The organism is Prevotella sp. TCVGH, assembly GCF_023522295.1.
Taxonomy (GTDB): domain Bacteria; phylum Bacteroidota; class Bacteroidia; order Bacteroidales; family Bacteroidaceae; genus Prevotella; species Prevotella timonensis.
This window is the reverse complement of record NZ_QFFX01000002.1, coordinates 1-24,832: the sequence shown is the minus strand read 5'-3', so window position 1 is coordinate 24,832 and position 24,832 is coordinate 1. Positions and strand designations below refer to the sequence as shown.

At 50.7% G+C, this 24,832-nt stretch carries 27 protein-coding genes and 1 pseudogene; 25 read left to right on the top strand and 3 right to left on the bottom strand.

The window, feature by feature from the left end:
* Window positions 1-30: 30 nt before the first annotated feature.
* The 7 genes and pseudogenes from DEM91_RS00675 to DEM91_RS00645 form a co-directional block, all read left to right on the top strand.
* Window positions 31-258: pseudogene (locus DEM91_RS00675) on the top strand (hypothetical protein); the annotation flags it as partial.
* Between the two features lie 2 nt (window positions 259-260).
* On the top strand, window positions 261-1,304 hold the full coding sequence (locus DEM91_RS00670) for an ABC transporter permease (protein WP_005809236.1): 1,044 nt from the start codon (window positions 261-263) through the stop codon (window positions 1,302-1,304).
* Window positions 1,305-1,856: 552 nt separating this feature from the next.
* Complete coding sequence (locus tag DEM91_RS00665; protein WP_004291474.1) at window positions 1,857-2,279, top strand: dihydrofolate reductase family protein; 423 nt, start codon at window positions 1,857-1,859, stop codon at window positions 2,277-2,279.
* A 238-nt stretch (window positions 2,280-2,517) separates the two neighbouring features.
* Window positions 2,518-3,120, top strand: coding sequence for an RteC domain-containing protein (locus DEM91_RS00660; protein ID WP_118236412.1), 603 nt, complete (start codon window positions 2,518-2,520; stop codon window positions 3,118-3,120).
* 140 nt (window positions 3,121-3,260) lie between these two features.
* On the top strand, window positions 3,261-4,712 hold the full coding sequence (locus DEM91_RS00655) for an ATP-binding protein (RefSeq protein ID WP_002560993.1): 1,452 nt from the start codon (window positions 3,261-3,263) through the stop codon (window positions 4,710-4,712).
* Between the two features lie 9 nt (window positions 4,713-4,721).
* The gene (locus tag DEM91_RS00650; protein ID WP_002560992.1) at window positions 4,722-5,885 is read left to right on the top strand and encodes a GNAT family N-acetyltransferase; all 1,164 of its coding nucleotides are present in this window, start codon (window positions 4,722-4,724) and stop codon (window positions 5,883-5,885) included.
* A 16-nt stretch (window positions 5,886-5,901) separates the two neighbouring features.
* On the top strand, window positions 5,902-6,468 hold the full coding sequence (locus DEM91_RS00645) for a hypothetical protein (RefSeq protein WP_002560991.1): 567 nt from the start codon (window positions 5,902-5,904) through the stop codon (window positions 6,466-6,468).
* A 41-nt stretch (window positions 6,469-6,509) separates the two neighbouring features.
* Here DEM91_RS00645 and mobC read toward each other — a convergent pair whose 3' ends face one another.
* From mobC to mobA, 3 genes are read right to left on the bottom strand one after another with little or no spacing between them, the layout of a single operon-like run.
* Window positions 6,510-8,519 carry a conjugal transfer protein MobC gene (gene mobC / locus DEM91_RS00640; protein ID WP_002560990.1) on the bottom strand — a complete coding sequence of 670 codons (2,010 nt, stop codon included), beginning with the start codon at window positions 8,517-8,519 and terminating at the stop codon, window positions 6,510-6,512.
* A gap of 30 nt (window positions 8,520-8,549) precedes the next feature.
* On the bottom strand, window positions 8,550-9,797 hold the full coding sequence (gene mobB, locus DEM91_RS00635) for a conjugal transfer protein MobB (RefSeq protein WP_002560989.1): 1,248 nt from the start codon (window positions 9,795-9,797) through the stop codon (window positions 8,550-8,552).
* The gene (gene mobA / locus DEM91_RS00630) at window positions 9,776-10,204 is read right to left on the bottom strand and encodes a conjugal transfer protein MobA (protein ID WP_002560988.1); all 429 of its coding nucleotides are present in this window, start codon (window positions 10,202-10,204) and stop codon (window positions 9,776-9,778) included. The genes mobB and mobA overlap by 22 nt, the downstream gene beginning before the upstream one ends.
* A 709-nt stretch (window positions 10,205-10,913) precedes the next feature.
* Between mobA and DEM91_RS00625 the strand changes: the two genes are divergently transcribed.
* The 18 genes from DEM91_RS00625 to DEM91_RS00540 all read left to right on the top strand — a co-directional run bounded on the left by DEM91_RS00625 (window position 10,914) and on the right by DEM91_RS00540 (window position 24,530).
* Window positions 10,914-11,675 carry a ParA family protein gene (locus tag DEM91_RS00625; RefSeq protein ID WP_249857466.1) on the top strand — a complete coding sequence of 254 codons (762 nt, stop codon included), beginning with the start codon at window positions 10,914-10,916 and terminating at the stop codon, window positions 11,673-11,675.
* A gap of 2 nt (window positions 11,676-11,677) precedes the next feature.
* Window positions 11,678-12,118 carry a DUF3408 domain-containing protein gene (locus DEM91_RS00620; RefSeq protein WP_004291503.1) on the top strand — a complete coding sequence of 147 codons (441 nt, stop codon included), beginning with the start codon at window positions 11,678-11,680 and terminating at the stop codon, window positions 12,116-12,118.
* Window positions 12,119-12,120: 2 nt separating this feature from the next.
* A complete protein-coding gene (locus tag DEM91_RS00615) occupies window positions 12,121-12,474 on the top strand; it encodes a DUF3408 domain-containing protein (protein ID WP_249857465.1) in 354 nt (117 codons plus the stop codon).
* A gap of 16 nt (window positions 12,475-12,490) precedes the next feature.
* Window positions 12,491-13,219 carry a conjugal transfer protein TraD gene (locus DEM91_RS00610; protein ID WP_249857464.1) on the top strand — a complete coding sequence of 243 codons (729 nt, stop codon included), beginning with the start codon at window positions 12,491-12,493 and terminating at the stop codon, window positions 13,217-13,219.
* A 201-nt stretch (window positions 13,220-13,420) separates the two neighbouring features.
* Entirely contained in the window at window positions 13,421-13,738 is a 318-nt protein-coding gene (locus DEM91_RS00605; RefSeq protein ID WP_002560983.1) for a DUF4134 domain-containing protein, read from the top strand.
* Between the two features lie 10 nt (window positions 13,739-13,748).
* Window positions 13,749-14,081 (top strand): DUF4133 domain-containing protein, encoded by a 333-nt coding sequence (locus tag DEM91_RS00600; protein WP_008764731.1) that lies wholly within the window; start codon window positions 13,749-13,751, stop codon window positions 14,079-14,081.
* Window positions 14,078-16,594 carry a TraG family conjugative transposon ATPase gene (locus DEM91_RS00595; protein ID WP_249857463.1) on the top strand — a complete coding sequence of 839 codons (2,517 nt, stop codon included), beginning with the start codon at window positions 14,078-14,080 and terminating at the stop codon, window positions 16,592-16,594. Before DEM91_RS00600 ends, DEM91_RS00595 begins: the two co-directional genes overlap by 4 nt.
* A 34-nt stretch (window positions 16,595-16,628) precedes the next feature.
* Entirely contained in the window at window positions 16,629-17,009 is a 381-nt protein-coding gene (locus DEM91_RS00590) for a DUF3876 domain-containing protein (RefSeq protein ID WP_249857462.1), read from the top strand.
* A 23-nt stretch (window positions 17,010-17,032) separates the two neighbouring features.
* Window positions 17,033-17,662, top strand: a complete 630-nt coding sequence (locus tag DEM91_RS00585) for a DUF4141 domain-containing protein (RefSeq protein WP_002560978.1) — start codon at window positions 17,033-17,035, stop codon at window positions 17,660-17,662.
* Between the two features lie 4 nt (window positions 17,663-17,666).
* Window positions 17,667-18,671 (top strand): conjugative transposon protein TraJ, encoded by a 1,005-nt coding sequence (gene traJ / locus DEM91_RS00580; RefSeq protein ID WP_005861668.1) that lies wholly within the window; start codon window positions 17,667-17,669, stop codon window positions 18,669-18,671.
* Between the two features lie 33 nt (window positions 18,672-18,704).
* A complete protein-coding gene (gene traK / locus DEM91_RS00575) occupies window positions 18,705-19,328 on the top strand; it encodes a conjugative transposon protein TraK (RefSeq protein WP_005861666.1) in 624 nt (207 codons plus the stop codon).
* Between the two features lie 39 nt (window positions 19,329-19,367).
* Complete coding sequence (locus tag DEM91_RS00570; protein WP_009292471.1) at window positions 19,368-19,655, top strand: TraL conjugative transposon family protein; 288 nt, start codon at window positions 19,368-19,370, stop codon at window positions 19,653-19,655.
* Window positions 19,636-20,982 (top strand): conjugative transposon protein TraM, encoded by a 1,347-nt coding sequence (gene traM / locus DEM91_RS00565; RefSeq protein ID WP_008674619.1) that lies wholly within the window; start codon window positions 19,636-19,638, stop codon window positions 20,980-20,982. Before DEM91_RS00570 ends, traM begins: the two co-directional genes overlap by 20 nt.
* 46 nt (window positions 20,983-21,028) lie before the next feature.
* The gene (gene traN / locus DEM91_RS00560) at window positions 21,029-22,018 is read left to right on the top strand and encodes a conjugative transposon protein TraN (RefSeq protein ID WP_009017930.1); all 990 of its coding nucleotides are present in this window, start codon (window positions 21,029-21,031) and stop codon (window positions 22,016-22,018) included.
* 2 nt (window positions 22,019-22,020) lie between these two features.
* Window positions 22,021-22,596, top strand: coding sequence for a conjugal transfer protein TraO (locus tag DEM91_RS00555; RefSeq protein ID WP_008675852.1), 576 nt, complete (start codon window positions 22,021-22,023; stop codon window positions 22,594-22,596).
* A 7-nt stretch (window positions 22,597-22,603) separates the two neighbouring features.
* Entirely contained in the window at window positions 22,604-23,506 is a 903-nt protein-coding gene (locus DEM91_RS00550) for a toprim domain-containing protein (protein WP_249857461.1), read from the top strand.
* On the top strand, window positions 23,503-24,006 hold the full coding sequence (locus tag DEM91_RS00545) for a DUF3872 domain-containing protein (protein WP_004291525.1): 504 nt from the start codon (window positions 23,503-23,505) through the stop codon (window positions 24,004-24,006). Before DEM91_RS00550 ends, DEM91_RS00545 begins: the two co-directional genes overlap by 4 nt.
* Window positions 24,003-24,530 carry a glycoside hydrolase family protein gene (locus DEM91_RS00540; RefSeq protein WP_004291526.1) on the top strand — a complete coding sequence of 176 codons (528 nt, stop codon included), beginning with the start codon at window positions 24,003-24,005 and terminating at the stop codon, window positions 24,528-24,530. The genes DEM91_RS00545 and DEM91_RS00540 overlap by 4 nt, the downstream gene beginning before the upstream one ends.
* Window positions 24,531-24,832 lie beyond the last annotated feature (302 nt).

Below are 24,832 nucleotides of genomic sequence, written 5' to 3'. Positions count from 1 at the left end.
GCAATATTTGGATTGTAAAATATCAAGCCAATGAAAATACTTTTGCAGCATAAAATATTTATAGGATACTTTCTTTTAATGGCGATCATTGGCAGCATGGTCGCTATTGTTCTGCACGAGCGTAGTCGTGTACAGAAAATAGAGAATGAATCAATCGCTATTTTTCAAACCCAGCACAATATCAATACCACACACCGCTATGTGACCACGTTAGTAACTTATGGTGAATCCGTCATGGTATGGAATGATGAGGATTCTGGGTGAAGTATAAGAATATCAGAGAAGGGGAACAATTGCATTTCGATTTGCATTTTCTTAACCGCATAAAGAAACAGTTCCCGGGGATAAAAGCTATTTCGCCTGAAATAACAGGACCTTATTCGCAAGTGATGAATAAAGCTAAAAGCGGACTTTTTAAGATTATAGGAATCAATGAAAACTATATGGGAATTAAGATACTTAAAATCAACGAAGATGGACGATATTTTAATAAAGGAGATGACGAGAATACCCGTAATGTTACCATTATCGGCGAAAATGTCAGTACGACCTTATTTAATAATCAAAAAGCGTTGGGTAAGTCGATCAACATTGCCGGTATTGATTTTAAGGTGATAGGCGTACTAAAGAATGATGATATTTTCAGCGCTTCGGAAATCAATTCGGTATATGTGCCCTTCTCAAGTTACATAAACTGTATTGACAATAAGACTCCATTGCGCGCTTTCTGTTTATATCTGAACAAAGAAGTTGATTCCAAGCGATTTGAGAATGAGCTGAGAGCCTTCATCGCTAATAAATACCAATTTGCTTATTCTGATAAGCAAGCCTTACAGATAATCAATTTTGAGACACAAACATCTGCTTTTGAGGGACTCTTTGATGGATTGAAAATGTTTATCTGGATCGTAGGAATTTGTTTTCTGATAAGTGGTATTGTTGGAGTAAGCAACATCATGTTTGTCGTGATCAAAGAAAGGAGTAGCGAAATAGGCATCCGTAAGGCTGTAGGAGCAACTCCTAAATCCATTCTTGTGTTAATGCTGACGGAATCTGTCATCATAACTGTAATCTCCGGTATCATCGGATTGATATCAGGTGCAGCTATTCTTGAGATTATAAATTGGTTGCTCGAAAGCGCCCGTCACGCGACAATGATAAAGCATGCAGAAATAGATATAAATGTAGCTGTTCTCGCTTTGGTTATCTTGATTTTGTCCGGTGTCATTGCCGGAGCATTTCCGGCTATGAAAGCATCTGTTATACAACCCATTGACGCCATTAGAAACGAAAATATAGGATAATGAAGACATTTAAGATTATATTAATTTGCATCTTTTCCGCCACACTGGCATTTGTTGCTTTTCGTTCTTCGCTAAGAGGTACAAAGGCAATTTACGAAACTACACAACCACAATATCGCGAGATCAAAGAGGAAATAAACATATCCGGCAATGTTTTTCCGATGAAGGAGATCGAAATAAAATCGCAGATATCGGGAGTCCTGGACAAGATTAATGTTTCGATAGGAGATAAAGTGCGCATAGGAGATTAAATATAAATTCAAGCAATCATAGCCCGTAATTCACTGAATTTGGCTATCTTTGCATAACATTTGAGAAAAACGGCGATTGGCAGGAGCTTTTCGCCGCCAACATATAGGATAAGACCGCAAGGCGTTTCAAGCGAAAATCTGGTAAATTGGAACTACGGAGACGATTGCGTGATGCTTATGCTATGCTTACGCATAGCGTGCATTCACGTACTCTCCGTAAAGGCTTTACCAGAGCCATCGCTTGAAGGTAGTGTGAATTGCACGCTACTTTTTTACCCTTGCCTAACGAAAGGAAACGATTATGGGTAAAGTTCAGATTCTCGCCGTACTGACGATGGACGGATGTCTTTCTTCAGAGTTATATGATAAAGCACATCAGGATTTGTGCCTTGACCGTTGCGGTCTTGATGAAATCAGGAAGAAAGCCTTTTACCGTGTGACACCGGACTATTCCATTTCAATGCTGCACGAATGGAGAAAAGACTGCACAAACATCCGTTACCTCGCGGAAGCCACACCGGACACGGCAGACTATATAAACGGACTGCTGCGGATGCACGCTGTGGATGAAATCATACTATACACCGTTCCTTTCATATCCGGAAGCGGACGACATTTTTTTAAGTCGGCTCTGCCAGAGCAACACTGGACGCTTTCCTCTTTGAAAAGCTATCCCAACGGTGTATGTCGCATTATCTATATCCTTGATAAAAAAGCAAGATAGCCAAAATGTGCGGCAAGCATACATTTCTATTTTCAGGAATAGAATAAATGTTCCGATTACAAACAATTTAAGTCGGAGATAATTTGTCCTTGTGAAAAAATACTGAATTTTATACCTCTGAAATCCAGCACTTTGTAAAATTGAGTGTTGGATTTTTTATTTTCTGCCGCGTTTTTTGCCAATTATATTCATGTGCGCACGCAGAAAACAAAGTGTAATTTTCAAAATTGACAGAACCATGAATTATTTCTTGCTGGCGGAAACCGACTTTTTCCGCCTGATAAACGAAGCCGGCGACTGCAATATGGAAACGGCATACACGGCTTTCGCCACCCAAGTGATCGAACTGTGCAACGGCGGCATGGACATGAACCTTACCGTCATCGCGCTTGCCTACATCGAAATCGAGTTGCAGCACCATCCCGTACGTAATCTGTCAGAAGAAAAAAGAGAGATTGCCGCCTACGTCAGCAAGGCTCTGTCTTTCGTAAGAAAGATGCAGAAATTCCTTGCCACGCCCCAAGTGCCACCACTAATATCCGCCAACAACGCAACAGAAACCACCGCCAGCCTTCTTTGGACGGGCAACGCCATCGACCTCGTGGAACTTATCTACGGCATAGACGAGATGGGCTGTATCAACAACGGCAATATGCCGCTAAAACAGCTCGCCCCGATTCTCTACAAGATATTCGGTATTGAGTCGAAGGATTGCTACCGCTTCTATACCGACATCAAACGTCGGAAAAACGAAAGCCGTACCTATTTCCTCGACAAGATGCAGGAGAAACTGAACGAGAGAATGCTGCGCGATGAAGAGCTGGAACGTATGAGAAGATAAAATCAGGTATAAGCGGGAGAATGGTATCATGCTGTTCTCCCGTTTGAGTAAAATCTATACGAAAAAGGGCGTTTTCGGCGCGCTATTGCCCCGAATTTCAGCGAAAAACGCTATCTTTGTACAATTGTTACGAATTGAATATGAACATAGACAACCTCGATATAGTAAAACAACTGATAGCCGAAAAGGAAAACGGGCAGGTGGAGTTCAAGGAAACCACCGGGCAGTTGGAGCGCGGCATGGAAACGCTCTGCGCTTTCCTTAACAGCGAAGGTGGCACGGTGTTGTTCGGTGTGACCGACAAAGGAAAGATCATCGGGCAGGAAGTGAGCGACAAGACGAAGCGTGATATTGCGGAAGCCATCCGGCGTTTTGAACCATTTGCCACACTCGAAGTTTCGTATATCAGTATCCAAAATACAGACAAGAGTGTGATAGCCTTGTCTGCGGACAGCCAACGTTATATGCGTCCGTTCTCCTATAAGGGACGGGCTTATCTTCGATTGGAGAGCGTGACATCCTCCATGCCGCAAGACGTATATAACCAACTGCTTATGCAGCGAGGTGGGAAATACGCTTGGGAGGCGATGACGAATCCCGACATCAAAGTTACTGACCTTGATGAACATGCCATTATGGGAGCGGTACGTGGAGGCATCCGGTGCGGTCGCCTACCCGAAGCCACCATAAGGGAGGATTTGCCGACCATACTCGAAAAATTCAACCTGTTACATGACGGAAAACTGAATAATGCTTCCGCAGTCTTGTTCGGTCGTGATTTTTACTTCTATCCCCAGTGCCTGCTTCGGTTGGCGCGTTTCAAAGGAACTACAAAAGACGAGTTTATAGACAATCAGCGTACCACTGGCAATATCTACACACTGCTGGACACTGCAATGTCGTTCTTTTTCAAGCATCTTTCCCTTTCGGGCAAAGTTGAAGGCTTGTATCGGGAGGAAGAGCTTGAGATTCCTTACAAGGCATTGAGGGAATGCTGCACAAATGCCCTTTGCCACCGCTCATACCACCGTCCCGGCAGTTCGGTAGGAATTGCCATCTATGATGACCGTGTGGAGATTGAGAACAGTGGAACTTTTCCGCCGGATATAACAATGGAAAAGTTATTGAGCGGGCATAATTCAGAACCTCAAAACCTGATTATTGCGAATGTTCTGTATAAAAGCGAGGTTCTGGAAAGCTGGGGACGAGGCATCGGGCTTATGATAAGCGAATGCCGGCGTGTCGGCATTCCCGATCCGGAGTTTCATACAGATGGAAATAGTGTATGGGTTATTTTCCGCTATACCCGAAAAACTGTGGGGCACGACCCGACAATTACCCGACAGTTACCCCACAGTCACCCCACAGTTACCCCACAGGTGGAAAAGGTGTTGTCTGCAATCGGCACACAGACACTTTCAACCAAAGAGATTATGTGTGTGATAGGATTAAAGGACAAAAGTAATTTTTTAGAACTATATCTGTATCCAGCCATAAGGCAGAATTTGGTAGAGCCTATTTACCCGGAAAATCCGAAACATCCCCGGCAGAAATATCGTCTTACCGATAAAGGAAAAGAACTGTTGATATAATAACGGGGTATGGTGGCGAAAAAGAAGAAACAACAGGGGCATTACTGTCGGATTTGTAGCGAGTACAAAGCCAACGAGCAATTCAGCGGCAAAGGACACTCGCGGCATATCTGCAAGGAATGCCGGTCGCTTCCCGATGATGTGAAGGCGGACATGGTGCGCTGTAACGAGGTGGAACGAGCCGTTTTCAAATGCCCGATGAGCCGTCAGGACTGGGAACTGCTGGAAAAATATGCCAAGAAGTACAAGGACAAGGAATCCGGGCAGTTCGCGCAGGATATGTTGGACATGAAACGGGGCAATCAGACACCGGACGAGGATATGGAAGAGGATGATGTTTTAATAGAAGGCATCTATGAAGAGGAAACCATACCATTTGCCGAACTGGAGGATGACATCCGTTATCAGTTGGAAGAATTGTTGGCGGACAACATCAACGAGTTCATGATACACAAGAATTACATTCCCGAAGGCAAGGAACTGAAAGACATCAACGAATGGGTCATGAAAGAAACCCGTGACACCTTTTTTATAAAGGTTATTCCCGATGCCGCTTATGACAGTCTGGTGGAAGAAACGATCAACAGGCTTGTGAAGGAATGGAAAGAGGACGGATTTGAGATAAAGACCTATTCCGCATCGCTGGTCGTCATGGAAACGGAACGGCTGCTTATCCGCAGGATAACCCGTAAGGATATGGACGCACTCCTTGCCATAATGGGAAAGCCGGAAGTCATGTACGCTTGGGAACACGGCTTTACCAAAAAGGACGTGCGCAAATGGATAAACAGGCAACTCATCCGATACCGCAAGGACGGGTTCGGATATTTTGCCGTCATACTGAAAGAAAGCGGCGCATTGATAGGACAAGCCGGTCTGATGAATAGTACCCTAAACGGGAACGAGACTGTCGAGCTTGGCTATATACTCGATAACACATACTGGCATAACGGTTACGGTACGGAAGCCGCCCGCGCGTGTTTGGAATACGCCTTTGGAGAGCTGGAACTGAAAACTGTCTGTTGCAGTATCCGACCGGAAAACGTGGCATCCATCCGTGTGGTTGAAAGGCTGGGAATGACCTTGTGCGACAACCATACAATAATATACAACGAAAAAGAAATGCCGCATCAGATATATGTGGCAACCAATAGTAAATCCTATATCTTATAAGCGAAATCACTCAACAATGAAAACAAATAATATTAATTTATTTTGCGATATAGTTACTCAAAGGTCAGGAGAACATTCTTGCGCTATAAATATTTTGTTGCAACAACAATTATATGGGCAGGTAATATCTATTCTGCGTCAAGAATTAGATTCTATGGTAAGAGTTATGTTTTTGTTGTCAATTAGCGACTTAAACCTTAGAGAGCATTTTATAAACCAAACTTTGGAGGGAATAAAATGGTCTTATCCCAATACAAAGAAAGTCGTGACCGATAAACAAATGGTGGATTTAGCTGATAAATTTTATGGCTGGCCTTTTTTTGTTTATAAATTAGGATGCGCTTTTATTCATCTTTCAGCAATGGTATATTATAAAAACAGTAATCCATTTTTGCTTTTATCTGTTTCAGAAAGAAATGACATCACAAGGTTTTTACATCAATATCATAGTTTCCCGTTAGAGTTGGAATTGAATTTGGAAAATATCATCCCATATCTTGATAAAGTATTTAATAAAGTTTCAAGTAACTTAGCATGTTACATTGAAGATTTACGTCAAAATAAACTTTTGGAGGAATATTAAAATAAGGGAGGATTTTAGCTATCCTCCCTTATTTTAATAGGTTACTTCTGCTGCAACAGATGCTTCAGGTTGTCATCGCCCGCGATGCGCTCCAATTCCTCCTGAACAATCTGCTTCACCTCCTCCTTGATGCGCCGGTAATTTGCCTGCACCGTTTCCTTCATGCGGTCGTTGCCGTCTGCGTCAGTGAAATCGGTAATAACGGGGATTTTCTTGTAGGCACTTTCCTCCCGTTTTACCTTATCGGCATCCACCACAATCTCGCAGTGGAAAATCTTCTGTTCGATACGCTCGTTGAAGTTGTCGGACACCGAACCGACAAACATTCCCTGCGTCAAACCGGAAATCTTGCTGGGCGGGATAAGCGCGTCCATCTGCGTGTTAATGGAGGTGGAAACATCCTGCCGGTTGATGGAGATAGACTGCCGTTTCTGCAACACCTTACCGAATCGTTCCGATAGTGTCTTTGCCGTTTCACCTACCACCTGCCCGGAGAAAATGTTACCGACCGTATTCATCACCACTTTCGCCTCCTTATCACCGTAGTCGCGCACCAGCTGGCTGAAATCCTGAAATCCCAGACACACGGCAACCTTGTTGCTTCGGGCGGTAGCTATAAGATTGTCCAACCCTTTGAAATATATCGTCGGCAGCTCGTCTATGATGACCGACGACTTCAGCATCCCCTTCTTATTGATGAGCTTCACGATGCGGGAGTTATACAATCCGAGAGCCGCCCCGTAGATATTCTGACGGTCGGGATTGTTGCCCACGCATAGGATTTTCGGCTCTTCGGGATTGTTGATGTCCAGCGTAAACTCGCTGTCCGACATCACCCAATAGAGCTGCGGTGAAATCATCCTCGAAAGCGGAATTTTTGCCGACGCTATCTGCCCCATGAGCTGCTCCGCAGCCCCTCCGAGCCACGCATCCATGAACGGGGAAAGGTAGTTCTCCAGTTCGGGATAGGAAGTCAGTATCGGAAAAATATCCTCGTAGCGGCGGTTCAAAAATTCGATGGCATGGGGAAACGTGCAATATTTCCCGTTCTGATAGATTTTAAGATACCATATAATACTGGCGAACAAAATGATAGGTGATTCCACAAAGAAGTCACCCTGCTTTTGCACCCACGTTTTATTGAGGTTGAGCATTATTGTATAGGCACTCTCGTAGGCGTCCGTAATATCTTCCATAAAATCCGGGTGAATGGGATTGCACCGATGAGAGCGTCGCGGGTCGTCGAAGTTGATCACATAGAACTTCGGCTTCACCTTGTAGCCGTCAGGGTGGTTCAGCAGATGATTGTAGGCAATGGTGGACAAGTCGCTGAATTTGAAGTCATACACGTACATCAAGAAGCCCTTTTCAATCTGTTGCTTGATAAAATTGTTTACCACGGCGTATGACTTGCCGCTGCCCGGCGTACCCAACACGATGGACGCACGGAAGGGATTCACCACATTGATCCAACCGTTGTTCCAACGCTTTTTGTAATAGAAGCGTGTCGGCAAATTGACCGAATACTCGCTTTCGATGAGTCTTGTTTCCTGCATGAAACTCTCGTTCTCGTTGTTGAAAACATCCTCCATCAAATTGTGTTTCAACAGACGGCTCATCCACAGACCTCCCATCAACAGGCAGACATAGCCCGTACCGATGGTAAGGACATACAGCCCCATCACCGCCTCAATCGGAAGCGGCAGAGCCAGTATCCACCAGTTTAGGAAAAACAGCACGGACCCGGCGGCGAGTGCCGTCCATATTCTTCCCCAAGTGATTTTCTCTCCCTTGACCCCCTTTGTACCCAGACAGGACAGGGCAAGCAGCAGGACGGCAAACAGCTTTGTGTACAGTATGGAATGGAACAGCCCCGCCGTGCGGTCGAAGTTCAGAAGGATTCTGTCCACCACACCGATGTTCACGCCCCACAGCCGGATGACTTCGTAACAGAACCAGTACACGTTCATAACCACTAAAATAATACTCACGGCACGCAGAAAATCCATGATTTTCGCCAATGCCCTCAAATCGTCTTCTTGTTGTGACATACATTGATTTTTTAATTGTTGATACTCCGATTACAAACCCAAGCCCTTGCGCTTTTTCTTCTTTTTGCGCTTCATCGCCCGGATGAAAGCCTTTTCCTCAGCATCTACCGCCGGACCTTCGGGAGTGAGCAAGCCCATTCCGCCCGATACGTCTTCACGGTCGTATGCGGTCTGTCCGTATGCCTTGTCCGCAGCATCCATAGGGATGGATAACGGTATCGGCGGTTGTCCGGCGTATGGCAGGGTGAAGTGTTCCTGCAAGGCATTCGCCGAAAGCTCCTTGCCCATGCGAGAGCCGTTCAGTACACATCCTGTGCGGTGGTCGATAAACGTCGCTCCATAGATACGCCCTTCATCCGTGTAGCGCAGTACGGTGTCGATGCCCTTCTCTTTGAGTTGGGATACAAATTTGTCCTTGTCATAAGTGCCTTGCAGCACGGAAAGAACGGTGCGTTTCGTCATGTCGGCGAGCTTCCTGTCCTTAATCTCTGATTTGGAACGGATAAATTTTCTCTGTACGGCTTCATAACCTGCGGACTTCCCGAAAAGCGAGGACTTGAACGGGTTGCCCACCTTGTTACCCTTGTCGTCCGTGACGGAATAAACCAGCCCGTGATACTCCCGTCCGCGCACGTTGCCTCTCGCTTCCTCCACCGTCATATTATATAAGGAAAGGAGCGCACGGTATTCGCCCATCGTCTGAAAACGGTACTGCCCGTTCAGAGCCTTCACAGTGCCAGCCACCTGCTTCTTCACATCACCTGCCGATGCGTCCACCTTGCTTAGCGGCGTGTCAAGCCGGCGGTTCCTGCGCTCCGCGCCGTGCAGCCCGTATTTCTTCTCCAGCTCACGGGTGATTTGTTTGCTACGATAGTAGTTGTTCTTGTCGCTGATACATTTCCCGTTATCGTCCACCCGCACCGTCACGATGTGCAGGTGGTGGCGGTCGATGTCCTCGTGCTTGAAAACAAGATAAGGCTGGTTGCCGAAACCGAGTTTTTCCAGATACTCGCGGGCTATATCCTGCAATTCCGCATCGGTCAACACATCCTCCGGATGTGGGTTGAGCGAAATATGCACCACCGGCTTCTCCACCTTCATCTGTGGCGGCATGAAGGTGAGAAAACCCTCCATCGCCTTGTTGATGTCCACCTTTCCCGAACCGTCATTGTAGATGCGGTTGGTCGTAAGCAACCGCCCCTGCGCCTCGTTAATCTTCTCCCCGTTATAGGCAATCGCGCCGTACAACGAGTTTCCTACACTGATTTTTGCGACCATTTCGCCTCCATTTCCCTTGAAAGTTCCACAATCCGGCGGCTCAGTTTCACGAGTTCGACGGTGTGTTGCTCTAATTTGTAGAGCAACGCCATCGCCTTTTTCTCTGAAAAATGCAGCCTCAGTTCCTTCACGACTTGGTTGTAATTCGTACCCACGGCGCGGAACTGCGCATGAAAATCCGATAGCTTGGTGTAATAGTCCACCAGCGTCTTGTCCACCTTCAGCACCTTGAACGGCTGTCCGAAGAAGTGCGCTTTGAGGAAAACCGACCGTGCATAGACACCCGATTTTCCGAACATGGCGAGGAAACGATTGTGTTCCTCCTCGTTGAAACGGACGGTGTAACGGTACACCGCCGGATCAAGTTTGGGATTTCTCCCTGCTTTGCTTTTCCTTTTCTCTTTCATATTACTTTGGATTTAGCGGATTGACGGCATAAGCCGCCGCTTCGGATCACAGCACCGCAGTTCTGAAAGGCTTTCCGACTTCGGAGGGAAAGCCCGCCCCCTGCAAGGGCAAGGCGTTTTCCGGGATGCTCAAAATATTTTGAGCGGCTGAAAACATACCTTGCTATGTTCAGGTGAACATAAAAATCCGTCAGGGGACGGATGGGAAGATACCTTTCAGGACTCCGGGCCGCGCACCATCGGCGAACCCTGCTGTCCGGGGGGCAAAGTTACGCCCTTAAAGCTGTATTGGACAGATGCTTGACCCGGTCAATGACTGCCAACCGGCGCAACGTGCTGCCACTTGCCGGAGAAGTGATACAGGTTCCAAAATATACTTGTTTATTTGCAGCATGATTCAAGAAACGAACGATTTGAAAATATGAGAAAAGGAACATTCAAATACCCGGACAATCGCTTCGGCGGATACTTGCCGAAGCGGATACCCGAACCGTCGGAACCCCGGTTATCCGACAATCCGGTGAAGTACGGATTCAATGACTTCATGACGCAGTGTCGTCATTCATCACTTGTTCGCCGCACCGCTTCACCACAGAACCGGATACGCGATGACCCGCCCGTGTGTCTGTTCACTGAAGCGGATAATGTAGCAACCAAATCCGCATATAAATAGAAAAAGAAATCTTCAACAATTAAAATAAATGGAACTATGAGTAAGGAAATCTTCGTTGCATTCGCAACACAGAAAGGTGGCATCGGCAAATCCACTGTCACGGCACTTGCCGCCAGCTACCTGCACAACGTGAAAGGCTACAATGTCGCCGTCGTGGACTGCGACGACCCGCAGCACAGCATCCACGGGCTGCGCGAACACGAAATGGGGCTTATCGACAGCAGCACCTACTTCAAGGCTCTCGCTTGCGACCATTTCCGCCGGATCAAAAAGAACGCCTACACCATCGTCAAGAGCAATGCGGTGAACGCCCTCGACGATGCCGAGAGGATGATTGCCACTGAGGACATGAAACCCGACGTGGTGTTCTTCGACATGCCCGGCACACTCCGTAGTAACGGCGTGATAAAGACGCTCTCGCAGATGGACTACATCTTCACTCCGCTGAGTGCCGACCGCTTTGTTGTGGAGAGTACCCTGAAATTCGTCACAATGTTCCGCGACAGGCTGATGACTACCGGACAGGCGAAAACAAAGGGGCTTTATCTGTTTTGGACGATGGTGGACGGCAGGGAGAGGAACGACCTGTACGGCATCTACGAGGAAGTGATAGCCGAAATGGGCTTTCCGGTACTTTCCACCCGCTTGCCCGACAGCAAGAAGTTCCGCCGTGACCTTTCGGAAGAGCGCAAGAGCGTTTTCCGCTCCACCATCTTCCCGATGGACACGGCACTGCTGAAAGGGAGTGGCATCCGGGAGTTTTCCGAAGAGATAAGCGACATCATCAGACCGCAGTGAGCATGGGCAGCAGGAAAGTGAACACGGAAGGCATCGACGAGGAACTGCTGTTAGCCTCCATCGGGCGGCGCACACAGGACGGGACACTGCGCCCCGCACAGGAAGTACCCGCAGCTGCACCGACCGAAGAGGACACCGCCGCACCGGAACCATCTCCTGTGCAACCCGTAACACGGGAAAAAGCGCAGAGGGAAAGTGGACGCCGGAAAAGGCAGGACGAGGACTACAACGAGCTATTCCTGCGCCGCAACGAGATAAAGACCCGCCAATGTGTCTATATCAGCCGTGACGTCCACGGCAAGATCCTCAGAATCGTGAACGACATCGCCGGAGGGGAAATCTCAGTAGGCGGATATGTGGATACCGTGCTGCGCCAGCATCTGGAACAGCACAAGGAGAGAATCAACGAACTGTACAAGAAACAACGTGAAGATCTGATTTGAAAATGGAAAAAGAAATGACACCGAATGAAAAAAGACCACAGCAAGACTGCGGAGGTATGTTTACCCAAGTGCAGGCGAGTGTGGAAATACTGTCGCCTGTCCCGGTAAGCGGCAAATGCAGTGAGAAGGACTATGAACGCCTGTTCATCCGCGACCCGGAAGTAAAGGCACGTGAGGGGAAAATGGCGTATGTGCGCCCGGAGTACCACGAGCGTATCATGTGTATCACCCGTGTAATCGGGCATGACCGGCTTATGCTGTCCGCTTACATCGACCATGTGCTGACGCATCACTTCAACCAGTGCGAGGATGCGATAAAGAGCCTTTATGCCCGAAATTATAATTCAGTATTCTAACCAAAAACGGAAGGATATGAATTACACAATCAGCATGACAGACATTCTGCTGGCGGTATCGGTCGGCTGCAACCTCTGGTTCCTGTTCCTGCTCCTTTACGAGCGCATCATGGACACGCGGATTGTCCGCTTCTTCAAGGGCATTGTCGGATTATGGCGGTCACTGGACGGGAATGAGGCTAAACGCATAGCGGCACACGAGGAAGTCCCTGCGGAAAAGGCGGACATCATCGGCAAGAGCCGTTTCAGGATGGCATCCACCCGGACAACCGCTGCCATACCGACGCAAGAAGCCGCCACTATGGAAAAAGGCATTGAGCTGTCGGAGGAAGAGGCTACTTTTGACGACGGAAACACGGAAACCGCGTCCCGCCCGGCGCAAGTCCCGGAGGAAAAGCTCGATGAGACCTTCACGAGCATACCGCCGGAGGAACTGGGATACGGGGACGACGAACCGGATGAAGACGCTTCGGACACGCCACGGGCTTCGGGCAGCAGCTTTGACGAGATCGACGACGCCTGCAAGACCGCCAAGAACCCGGATGCAACGCAGGCGCAACGTGAAAAGGCGGCCAAGGTGTTCACCGACATGGAGGGCACGGAGTTGTACGAGAAAATGATGGAAGGCTCTTCGGAGATAGGCATCCGCATCAAGGGGCTTATCGAGATTCGGCTGAAGAAACCTGAAAAGGAGTTCGTCGTGCCGGACAACATCGAGGAGTTCGACATTCGCAACTATGTATGACAACAATAAAAGAAATGAACATGAAAGAATGACATCAACCCACGCGGCGAGGAAACGCAAGGCGCATCCCTATCCGCAACGGACACGCCCACGTCCGTGGAAACAAACGGGCATCCACTAAAACCAAAGTAAAGAAACAAAGTATCAACCGCCCGACAAAGGACCATCCACCCTTTTGACGGCAAAAAACAAGAACAGTTTATGAACAAGAACATCTTGAAAAACAGAAAAGCAATCCTCTCCGCGGCACTTGTCATCGCCGCAACCGCCTCCGCTTTCGCGCAGGGAAACGGCATCGCGGGCATCAACGAAGCCACCTCTATGGTGAGTTCTTATTTCGACCCCGGAACTAAACTGATATACGCCATCGGTGCAGTCGTCGGGCTTATCGGGGGCGTAAAAGTGTACGGCAAGTTTTCATCGGGCGACCCCGACACCAGCAAGACAGCCGCCTCGTGGTTCGGCGCGTGCATCTTCCTGATTGTTGCCGCCACCATCCTGCGCTCATTCTTCCTTTAATAAATAATGTATGGCTGAATACCCAATCAACAAGGGTATCGGCCGTCCGGTAGAGTTCAAGGGCTTGAAGGCACAGTACCTCTTCATCTTCTGCGGAGGTCTGCTGGCTCTCTTCGTCCTGTTCGTCATCCTCTACATGGTCGGTATCGACCAGTGGATATGTATCGGCTTCGGCGCGGCATCGTCCTCCCTCCTTGTATGGCAGACCTTCGCGCTGAACGCCCGGTACGGCGAACACGGGCTGATGAAATTAGGAGCGGCACGGAGCCATCCCCGATACCTTATCAACCGGCGGCGGATACCCCGTCTGTTCAAACGACAACGAAAGGAAGAAAGACAATGAGGAATACATCGAAAATGACAACACTGGAAAACAGGTTCCCACTTTTAGCGGTGGAGCATGGCTGCATCATCTCAAAGGACGCCGACATCACGGTGGCTTTCGAGGTGGAACTGCCGGAACTTTACACCGTGACGGGTGCGGAGTACGAGGCGATACACAGTTGCTGGTGCAAGGCTATCAAGGTGCTGCCGGACTACTCCGTCGTCCACAAACAGGACTGGTTCATCAAGGAACGCTACAAACCGGAGCTTCAGAAGGACGACATGAGCTTTTTAAGCCGCTCTTTCGAGCGTCACTTCAACGAGCGTCCGTACCTGAAACACACCTGCTACCTCTACCTGACCAAGACAACAAAGGAGCGTAACCGGATGCAGAGCAATTTCAGCACGCTGTGCCGGGGACATATCATCCCGAAGGAGCTGGACAGGGAAACCACGACCAAGTTCTTGGAAGCCTGCGAACAGTTCGAGCGCATCATGAACGACAGCGGGCTTGTCAGGCTGCGCCGCCTCTCCACCGATGAGATTGTGGGTACTGAGGGAAATACGGGACTTATTGAACGCTACTTCTCGCTCATGTCGGAAGGTGACACCACCTTGCAGGACATCGAGCTTTCGGCAAGGGAGATGCGCATCGGCGACAACCGCCTGTGTCTGCACACCCTCTCCGACGCGGAAGACCTGCCGGGCAAGGTGGCTACCGACACCCGTTACGAGAAGCTCTCCACCGACCGGAGTGACTGCCGACTGTCATTCGCCTCCCCGGTGGGGCTTCTGCTCTCCTGCAACCATATCTACAACCAGTATGTGCTGATAGACAACAGTGAGGAAACCTTGCATAAGTTCGAGAAGTCCGCCCGTAACATGCAGTCGCTATCTCGCTATTCAAGGAGCAACAGCATCAACCGCGAGTGGATAGACCAATACCTGAACGAAGCCCATTCCTACGGACTGACCTCGGTACGGGCACACTTCAACGTCATGGCGTGGAGCGACGATGCGGAGGAACTGAAGCATATCAAGAACGACGTGGGCAGCCAGTTGGCAAGCATGGAATGCGTGCCGCGCCACAACACCATCGACTGCCCGACACTCTACTGGGCGGCGATACCCGGCAATGCGGCGGACTTCCCGGCGGAAGAGAGTTTCCACACCTTCATCGAACAGGCGGTGTGCCTGTTCACAGAGGAAACCAACTACCGCAACTCGCTCTCGCCCTTCGGCATCAAGATGGTGGACAGGCTCACGGGAAAACCGCTGCACCTTGACATCTCCGACCTGCCCATGAAGCGGGGTATCACGACCAACCGCAACAAGTTCGTGCTGGGTCCTTCGGGCAGCGGCAAGTCTTTCTTCATGAACCACCTCGTGCGCCAATATTATGAGCAAGGCGCACATGTGGTATTGGTGGACACGGGAAACTCCTATCAGGGCTTGTGCGGCATGATCCGACGCAAGACAGGCGGAGCGGACGGCGTGTATTTCACCTACACGGAAGAGAAGCCCATATCGTTCAACCCGTTCTACACCGATGACTACATCTTCGACGTAGAGAAGAAGGACAGCATCAAGACCCTGCTTCTTACGCTCTGGAAATCGGAGGACGACAAGGTGACGAAGACGGAGAGCGGCGAACTGGGCAGTGCCGTGAGTGCCTATATTGAGCGTATCCAATCTGACCGTAGCATCGTGCCGTCGTTCAACACCTTCTACGAGTATATGCGTGACGACTACCGCAAGGAACTGGCTGAGCGTGACATCAAGGTGGAGAAGTCCGACTTCAACATCGACAACATGCTCACCACCATGCGGCAGTATTACCGGGGCGGACGCTACGACTTCCTGCTCAACTCCACGGAGAACATCGACCTGCTCGGCAAGCGGTTCATTGTCTTCGAGATAGATTCGATTAAGGAAAACCGCGAACTGTTCCCCGTCGTGACCATCATCATCATGGAAGCCTTCATCAACAAGATGCGGCGTCTGAAAGGGGTACGGAAACAACTTATTGTGGAAGAGGCTTGGAAGGCTCTCTCTTCAGCGAACATGGCTGAATACCTGCGCTATATGTACAAGACCGTCAGAAAGTATTACGGCGAGGCAATCGTGGTGACGCAGGAGGTGGACGACATCATTTCCTCTCCCGTGGTCAAGGAGAGCATCATCAACAACTCGGATTGTAAAATCCTGCTTGACCAAAGGAAATATATGAACAAGTTCGACCAAATACAGGCGTTGCTCGGACTGACGGAAAAGGAGAAGGGACAGATACTCTCCATCAACATGGCGAACAATCCTTCACGGCTCTACAAGGAGGTGTGGATAGGCTTGGGTGGCACACAATCGGCGGTCTATGCCACCGAGGTCAGTGCAGAAGAGTATCTGGCGTACACCACCGAGGAAACGGAGAAAGTGGAGGTTTACCGTCTGGCGGAGAAGTTGGGCGGCGACATCGAAGCCGCCATCCGGCAACTTGCCGAGAAGCGGAGAAACAAGGAAACAACCAACAATTAAAAATGAATTTATCAACGAAAAAAGAAAAATGCGTATGAGTTTACAGAAAGTGAAAATGCTGCAAGTCAGCAAGTGTCTGATCGGATTGGCGGTCATGATGCTGCAATCCTGCGACGTGGCCGACAACCTCCGTGATATGCTGTGCGGGAACTGGGAGAGCGTGGAGGGGAAGCCCGACGTGCTTATCTACAAGGAGGGCGAAGCCTACAAGGTGACGGTGTTCCGCCGGAGCGGTCTGCGCCGCAAGCTGAAACCGGAAACCTATCTCTTGCAGGAGGAAAACGACAACCTGTTCATGAACACCGGCTTCCGCATCGACGTGTCCTACAACGAGGCAACGGACGTGCTGACCTTCTCGCCGGGCGGCGACTATGTGCGGGTGAAACCGCAGCCGGGACACCCGACAGAAGAATAACAACCACTAAAATCCAAAGTAACATGAGAACAAGAATAACAATGATTATCTGCCTGTGCCTGCTTTTCGCAGGCAGGGCAAGCGCACAGTGGGTCGTAAGCGATCCGGGCAATCTGGCGCAGGGTATCATCAATGCCTCCAAAAACATCATCCATACCTCCAAGACCGCCACGAACATGGTGAGCAACTTTCAGGAAACGGTGAAAATCTATCAGCAGGGCAAAAAGTATTACGATGCCCTCAAATCGGTGAACAATCTCGTCAAGGACGCCCGCAAGGTGCAGCAGACCATCCTGATGGTAGGCGACATCACCGACATTTATGTAAACAGTTTCCAAAGGATGCTCCGTGATGGAAATTTCAGACCAGAAGAGCTGTCGGCAATCGCTTTCGGTTACACGAAACTGCTGGAAGAGAGCAACGAAGTGTTGACGGAACTGAAGAATGTGGTGAACATCACCACGCTCTCCATGACCGACAAGGAGCGCATGGATGTGGTGGAACGCTGCTACTCCAAAATGAAGCGTTACCGCAACCTTGTGAGCTATTACACCAACAAGAACATCTCCGTGAGTTATCTGCGTGCAAAGAAAAAGAACGACCTCGACCGCATCATGGGGCTGTACGGGAACATGAACGAAAGATACTGGTAAGCCTATGGAGTTCGATAACCTTCATCAGATTTTACGCTCACTTTATGAGCAGATGATGCCGCTATGTGGGGACATGGCGGGTGTGGCGAAAGGCATCGCCGGGCTGGGTGCGCTGTTCTACGTCGCCTACCGGGTATGGCAGTCGCTGGCGAGAGCCGAACCGATAGACGTATTCCCGATGCTCCGCCCTTTTGCCATCGGTCTGTGCATCATGTTCTTCCCGACTGTGGTGCTGGGCACGATAAACAGCATCCTCTCACCCGTCGTACAGGGCACGGCAAAGATGCTGGAGGCGGAAACGCTGGACATGAACCGATACCGGGAGCAGAAGGACAAGCTGGAATACGAGGCGATGGTACGCAACCCCGAAACCGCCTACCTCGTGTCCAACGAGGAATTTGACAAGCAACTGGAGGAACTCGGCTGGTCGCCCTCCGACATGGTGACGATGGCGGGAATGTATATCGACCGGGGAATGTACAACATGAAGAAGAGCATCCGCGACTTCTTCCGCGAGATACTGGAACTGCTGTTCCAAGCCGCCGCCCTCGTGATAGACACCGTCCGCACCTTCTTCCTCGTGGTGCTGGCGATACTCGGTCCGATAGCCTTCGCCATATCGGTGTGGGACGGTTTCCAAAGCACGCTCACGCAGTGGATATGCCGCTACATACAGGTATATCTGTGGCTGCCGGTGTCGGACATGTTCAGCACCATACTGGCGAAGATACAGGTGCTGATGCTGCAAAGCGACATCGAGCGGATGCAGACAGACCCGAACTTCTCGCTGGATTCGAGCGACGGGGTGTACATCGTGTTCCTCTGCATCGGCATCATCGGCTACTTCACCATTCCCACCGTTGCCGGCTGGATTATCCAAGCCGGAGGCATGGGCGGTTACGGTCGCAACGTGAACCAGATGGCGGGACGTGCCGGAGGAATGGCGGGCAGTGTTGCCGGAGCTGCGACAGGCAATATGATGGGACGTGCCGGCAAATTGCTGAAATAACAATCATGTAGAATCATTGAAACAGAATTAAGAATGGAATTTAAGTCACTCAGAAACATCGAATCATCGTTCAGGCAGATACGCCTGTTCGGTATCGTCTTCCTTTCGCTGTGCGCCGTGGTGACGGTATGGAGCGTGTGGAGTTCCTACCGTTTCGCGGAGAAGCAACGGGAGAAAATCTATGTGCTGGACAACGGCAAGAGCCTGATGCTCGCCTTGTCGCAGGACTTGTCGCAGAACCGCCCGGCGGAGGCGCGGGAGCATGTGCGCCGCTTCCACGAGCTGTTCTTCACGCTGTCGCCCGAAAAGAGCGCAATTGAACACAACGTGAAACGTGCCTTGCTGCTGGCGGACAAGAGCGTGTACCACTATTATTCGGACTTCGCCGAGAAGGGGTACTACAACCGCATCATCGCCGGGAACATCAACCAAGTGCTGAAGGTGGACAGCGTGGTGTGCGACTTCAACGCCTATCCCTACCGTGCCGTGACCTACGCCACGCAGAAAATCATCCGGCAGAGCAACGTCACCGAGCGCAGCCTCGTGACCACCTGCCGCCTGCTGAACGCATCGCGGTCGGACGACAACCCCAATGGCTTCACCATCGAGGGCTTCACCATCATTGAGAACAAGGATTTACAGACAATCAAACGGTAACGGATTATGAAACGGAAAGTAAAAAGTATCAGAAAAACAATGTGGGGCGTGTACTGGAAGCTCCACGACAAACGGAAACAGCTGGTGGCAAGGCTCAAAGGGTATCTGGACGGCTTGCCGCCGGAAACACGCCGCCGCATCGTGCTGGGGATGCTCGCCGCCTTCACGGTGCTTGCCCTCTACACCTTCGGCAGAGCCATCTATGACATCGGCAGAAACGATGGCTCACGCATGGAAACGGGACACGCCGGACGGGTGGAACTGCCGACCCCGGCGGAAACAGACAATCACTTAACACCTTATTTATATGGAACAGACGAAGAATGAACCGATGAAAGAGAACAAAACCGCTCCCGACACGGGAAAGCCGAAAAAGGAGCGCGAACCGCTGACAGAGGCGCAACGGCTGAAACGGCAGAAGATGATCGTGTTGCCCGCTATGGTGCTGGTGTTCATCGGGGCGATGTGGCTGATATTCGCCCCGTCCTCCGGCAAGGAGCAACAGCCGGGAACGGACGGATACAACACCGAGATGCCCGACGCTGACAAGGCGAACAAGCAGATTATCGGCGACAAACTGAAAGCCTACGAGCATGGGGAGATGGAGGAGCGTCTGGAGAGCCGCAACCGTGCCATCGGGCAGCTGGGCGACATGTTCGACCGCGAGATAGCTGGAACGGAGGACGGGACGGACTTCGACCTCGCCAATCCGGGCGGCAAGGAGGAAAAGGCACAGCCTGCCACACCGCAGACTATCCAATCCTCCGCTGCCGCCTACCGTGACCTGAACGCCACCCTCGGCAACTTCTACGAACAGCCGAAGAACGACAATGCCGAGATGGATGAGCTGTTGGAGCGCATCGCCTCGCTGGAATCGGAACTGGAAAGCGAAAAAGGCAGGACTTCATCTATGGACGAACAGGTGGCACTTATGGAGAAGTCCTATGAGCTGGCGGCAAAGTACATGGGCGGTCAGAACGGAGGAAAGCCGGAACAGGCGGCAGAGCCTTCCACCGTGCAGAAGGGAAAGAAGAACACGGCGACACCCGTAAGGCAAGTGACCCGCCAAATCGTTTCCTCCCTTGCACAGCCCATGAGCAACGCGGAGTTTGTCGCCACCTTCTCGCAGGAACGCAACCGGGGGTTCAACACGGCTGTCGGCACTACAGAGGTATCGGACCGGAACACCATACCGGCGTGTGTGCATGGTGCGCATGGTGTGATGGACGGACAGACGGTAAGGTTGCGCCTGCTGGAGCCTATGGCGGTGGCGGGCAGGATTATCCCACGCAATGCAGTGGTGGTCGGCACGGGCAAGATACAGGGTGAGCGGCTCGACATCGAGGTCACCTCGCTGGAATACGATGGCACGATTATCCCGGTGGAGCTTGCGGTCTATGACACGGACGGACAGCCCGGTATCTTCATCCCAAACTCGATGGAGATGAACGCCGTCAGGGAGGTTGCCGCCAACATGGGCGGCTCATTGGGGAGCAGCATCAACATCTCCACCAATGCCGGGGCACAGCTCGCCTCCGATTTGGGCAAGGGGCTGATACAAGGCACGAGCCAGTACATCGCCAAGAAGATGCGCACCGTCAAGGTGCATCTGAAAGCCGGGTACAGGGTCATGCTCTATCAGGAAAAGGACTGAAAACAACAATCAATAAAAACCATTTACCACTAAAAAACCAAAAGTAATGAGAAAAGTAATCATCATGTTTGCCCTCGCTATGGGCATCGCAACTGCCAACGCGCAGGAGAATGTAACCGTTGAACAGAACAACGGAAGTAATGAACAGCCGACCTTGACGAAGGAGGTCTATCCGCAGAAGGAGGCGGACGGCGACCTGTATCACGGGCTGTCGCGCAAGCTGGCCTTCGACCGCATGATACCGCCGCACGGTCTGGAAGTGACCTACGACAAGACCGTCCACGTCATTTTTCCGGCGGAGGTGCGCTATGTCGATTTAGGCTCGCCCGACCTGATTGCCGGGAAAGCCGACGGAGCGGAGAACGTCATCCGTGTGAAGGCTACGGTACGGAATTTCCCCAACGAAACGAATATGTCCGTCATCACGGAAGACGGCAGTTTCTACACCTTCAACGTGAAGTACGCCGCCGAACCGCTGTTGCTCAACGTGGAGATGTGCGACTTCATCCATGACGGCAGCACGGTGAACCGCCCGAACAACGCGCAGGAAATCTATCTGAAAGAGCTGGGCAGCGAAAGCCCGATGCTGGTGCGCCTTATCATGAAGTCCATCCACAAGCAGAACAAGCGCGAGGTGAAGCATATCGGCTGCAAGCGTTTCGGCATCCAATACCAGTTGAAAGGCATCTACACGCACAACGGCTTGCTCTATTTCCACACGGAGATAAAGAACCAGAGCAACGTGCCTTTCGATGTGGACTACATCACTTGGAAAATCGTGGACAAGAAGATGGCAAAGCGTACTGCCGTGCAGGAGCAGATTATTCTGCCGCTCCGTGCGCAGAACTACGCCACACTCGTGCCGGGCAAAAAGAGCGAGCGCACAGTCTTCACGATGGCGAAGTTCACCATCCCCGATGACAAGTGCCTCGTGGTGGAATTAAACGAGAAGAACGGCGGCCGTCACCAGTCCTTCGTGATTGAGAACGAGGATTTGGTACGCGCGGGTACCATCAATGAACTTCAAGTGCGCTGACCATGAGAAAGTACATCGCAATAATCATCGCGTCGCTTGCCCTTTTTACGGGGCAGGCGCACGCCCAGCGGTGTCTGCCGAAGATGCAGGGCATCGAGGTGAGGGCGGACATGGCGGACGGCTTCAATCCCGGCGGCAAGGGTGGCGGGTACAGTTTCGGGGCGGCACTCTCCACTTACACGAAAAAGGGGAACAAGTGGGTGTTCGGTGGCGAATACCTCCTGAAGAACAACCTCTATAAGGACACCAAGATACCCGTGGCGCAGTTCACGGCGGAGGGCGGCTATTACTTCAAGATACTGTCGGACGCCCGAAAAATCGTGTTCGTCTATGCCGGGGCTTCGGCTCTCGCCGGATATGAGTCTGTGAATTGGGGGAAGAAAGTGCTGCATGACGGCTCCACGCTGCACGACCGGGACGCCTTTATCTACGGCGGTGCGCTGACGCTCGATGTGGAGTGCTACGTGGCAGACCGTATCGCCCTACTTGCCAATCTGCGTGAGCGTTGCCTGTGGGGTGGCGACACACGGAAGTTCCACACGCAGTTCGGGGTCGGCATCAAGTTCATCATCAACTGACACGGGCATGGAACGGACGGAAATAGATGCTGTCAGACAGATGCCGCTTGCGGACTTCCTCGCACGGTTGGGGTATGAGCCTGTCAGAAGTAGCGGTAACGAGCTGTGGTATATCGCCCCGTACAGGGGCGAGCGCACACCCTCTTTCCGTGTGAACGTGGCGAAACAGCTCTGGTACGACTTCGGTTTGGGCAAGGGCGGCGACATCTTCACGCTTGCCGGGGAGTTTCTGCAAAGCGATGACTTCATGAAGCAAGCGAAGTTCATAGCGGAAGCCGCCAATATGACGGTTGCCGGATGGGAAAAGCCCGTCTATCTCTCGAAGCCGACCGAATCCGTTTTTGAGGATGTGGAGGTCGCTCCGCTGCTCCGCTCACTGCTGACGGAGTATTTAGAGGAACGGGGCATCCCTTACGCCATCGCATCCCGTCACTGCTGCCGCTTGAACTACGGTGTGCGTGGGAAACGGTATTTTGCCGTTGGCTTTCCGAACATGGCGGGTGGCTATGAAGTCAGAAGCCGATATTTCAAGGGTTGCATACCTCCGAAGTCTGTATCACTGGTAAAGGCGAATGACATCCCGGCTGACGAGTACCTCGTGTTCGAGGGCTTCATGGACTTTCTCTCCGCTGTGACGCTTGGCGTAACCGGTAACGCTGACTGTCTTGTGCTGAACTCTGTCGCCAACGTGGAGAAGGCGGCGGGATTGCTGGACGGATACGGGCGCATCGGCTGCTTCCTCGACCGTGACGAAGCCGGACGGCGGACGCTTGCCGCACTTACCATGCGATACGGGGAACGTGTCACCGACCGTTCCTCCCTCTATGACGGTTGCAAGGACTTGAACGAGTACCTGCAACTGACAACGAAAAAACAGAAAAACAACCATCTAAAAATCGAAGAACAATGAACATACTGAACAACAGAAACAAGAGAACATCAATATTCAAGGCAGTGGCGTTATGCCTGATAGCCGCCATGTCATTCACCCTCGTGTCATGTGACGATGACATGGACATCCAGCAGTCCTATCCCTTCACGGTGGAGGTCATGCCCGTGCCGAACAAGGTAGTAAAGGGGCAGACAGTGGAAATCCGCTGTGAACTGAAAAAGGAGGGCGACTTTTCGGGTACGCTCTATACCATCCGCTATTTCCAGTTCGAGGGGGAAGGCTCGCTCAAAATGGATAACGGCATCACCTTCCTGCCTAACGACCGCTACCTGCTGGAGAACGAAAAATTCCGCCTGTACTACACGGCGGCGGGTGATGAGGCGCATAATTTCATCGTGGTGGTGGAGGATAACTTTAGCAACTCCTACGAACTGGAATTTGACTTCAACAACAGGAATGTAAAGGACGACGATCTTACCATCGTTCCCATCGGCAACTTCAGCCCCTTGTTGAAATGATGCGTGTATTCATGACAATGCTCTGTTCACTTCTGACGGTCTGTTCTGTGTCCGCGCAGATCAGCCGCCAAGAGGGAACGGACGGGCAGGCGGCAATCTACCGACTGCCGCTTATGGAACGTGCTTTTTTATGCTGCCGCTACTTTGAAGGCTGGCACTCAGAAAAACACTACCCATACGTCGGTTGGGGTCACAAACTTTTGCCAAACGAGAAGTATTCGGCACGAACCATGACAAAACGGGATGCGGATGAACTTTTGCGGAAAGACCTGCGCAAATTTGTCGCCATGTTCCGTAAATTCGGGGTTGATTCGATTTTGCTTGGCACGTTAGCTTACAATGTGGGACCGGCGAAGCTGTTAGGCAGCAAAACAATCCCCAAAAGCACCTTAATCAAGAAGCTGGAAGCTGGTGACAGGAACATCTACCGTGAGTATATAGCCTTCTGCAACTACAAAGGAAAACGCCACGCCATGCTGCTCAAACGGAGAAAGGCGGAGTTTGCGCTGTTGTATATCCCATAAAAGGACTGACAAAACTGGCAAAAGACGTGCCATATTTAACTTGGCACGTCTTTTGCTCTATCACTTGATAGATTATCGTAGGATTTTCTCGTTAATTGACATCGTTGAGCCATTTTTGCCTATCGGTTTCCAAATAACACTTCAAGTTGTAAGTGTTGTGAGAGCAATACAAAACATAGTTATTAACCATAAAAAGTATAGCGAAATTATGAAGAAAGTATTTAGCCTTAAATCCGCAACTCCATTCCCGAAGTGCTACCTACATAAAGAGAAATGGACTTTTGATTCGTAAGATAACCATT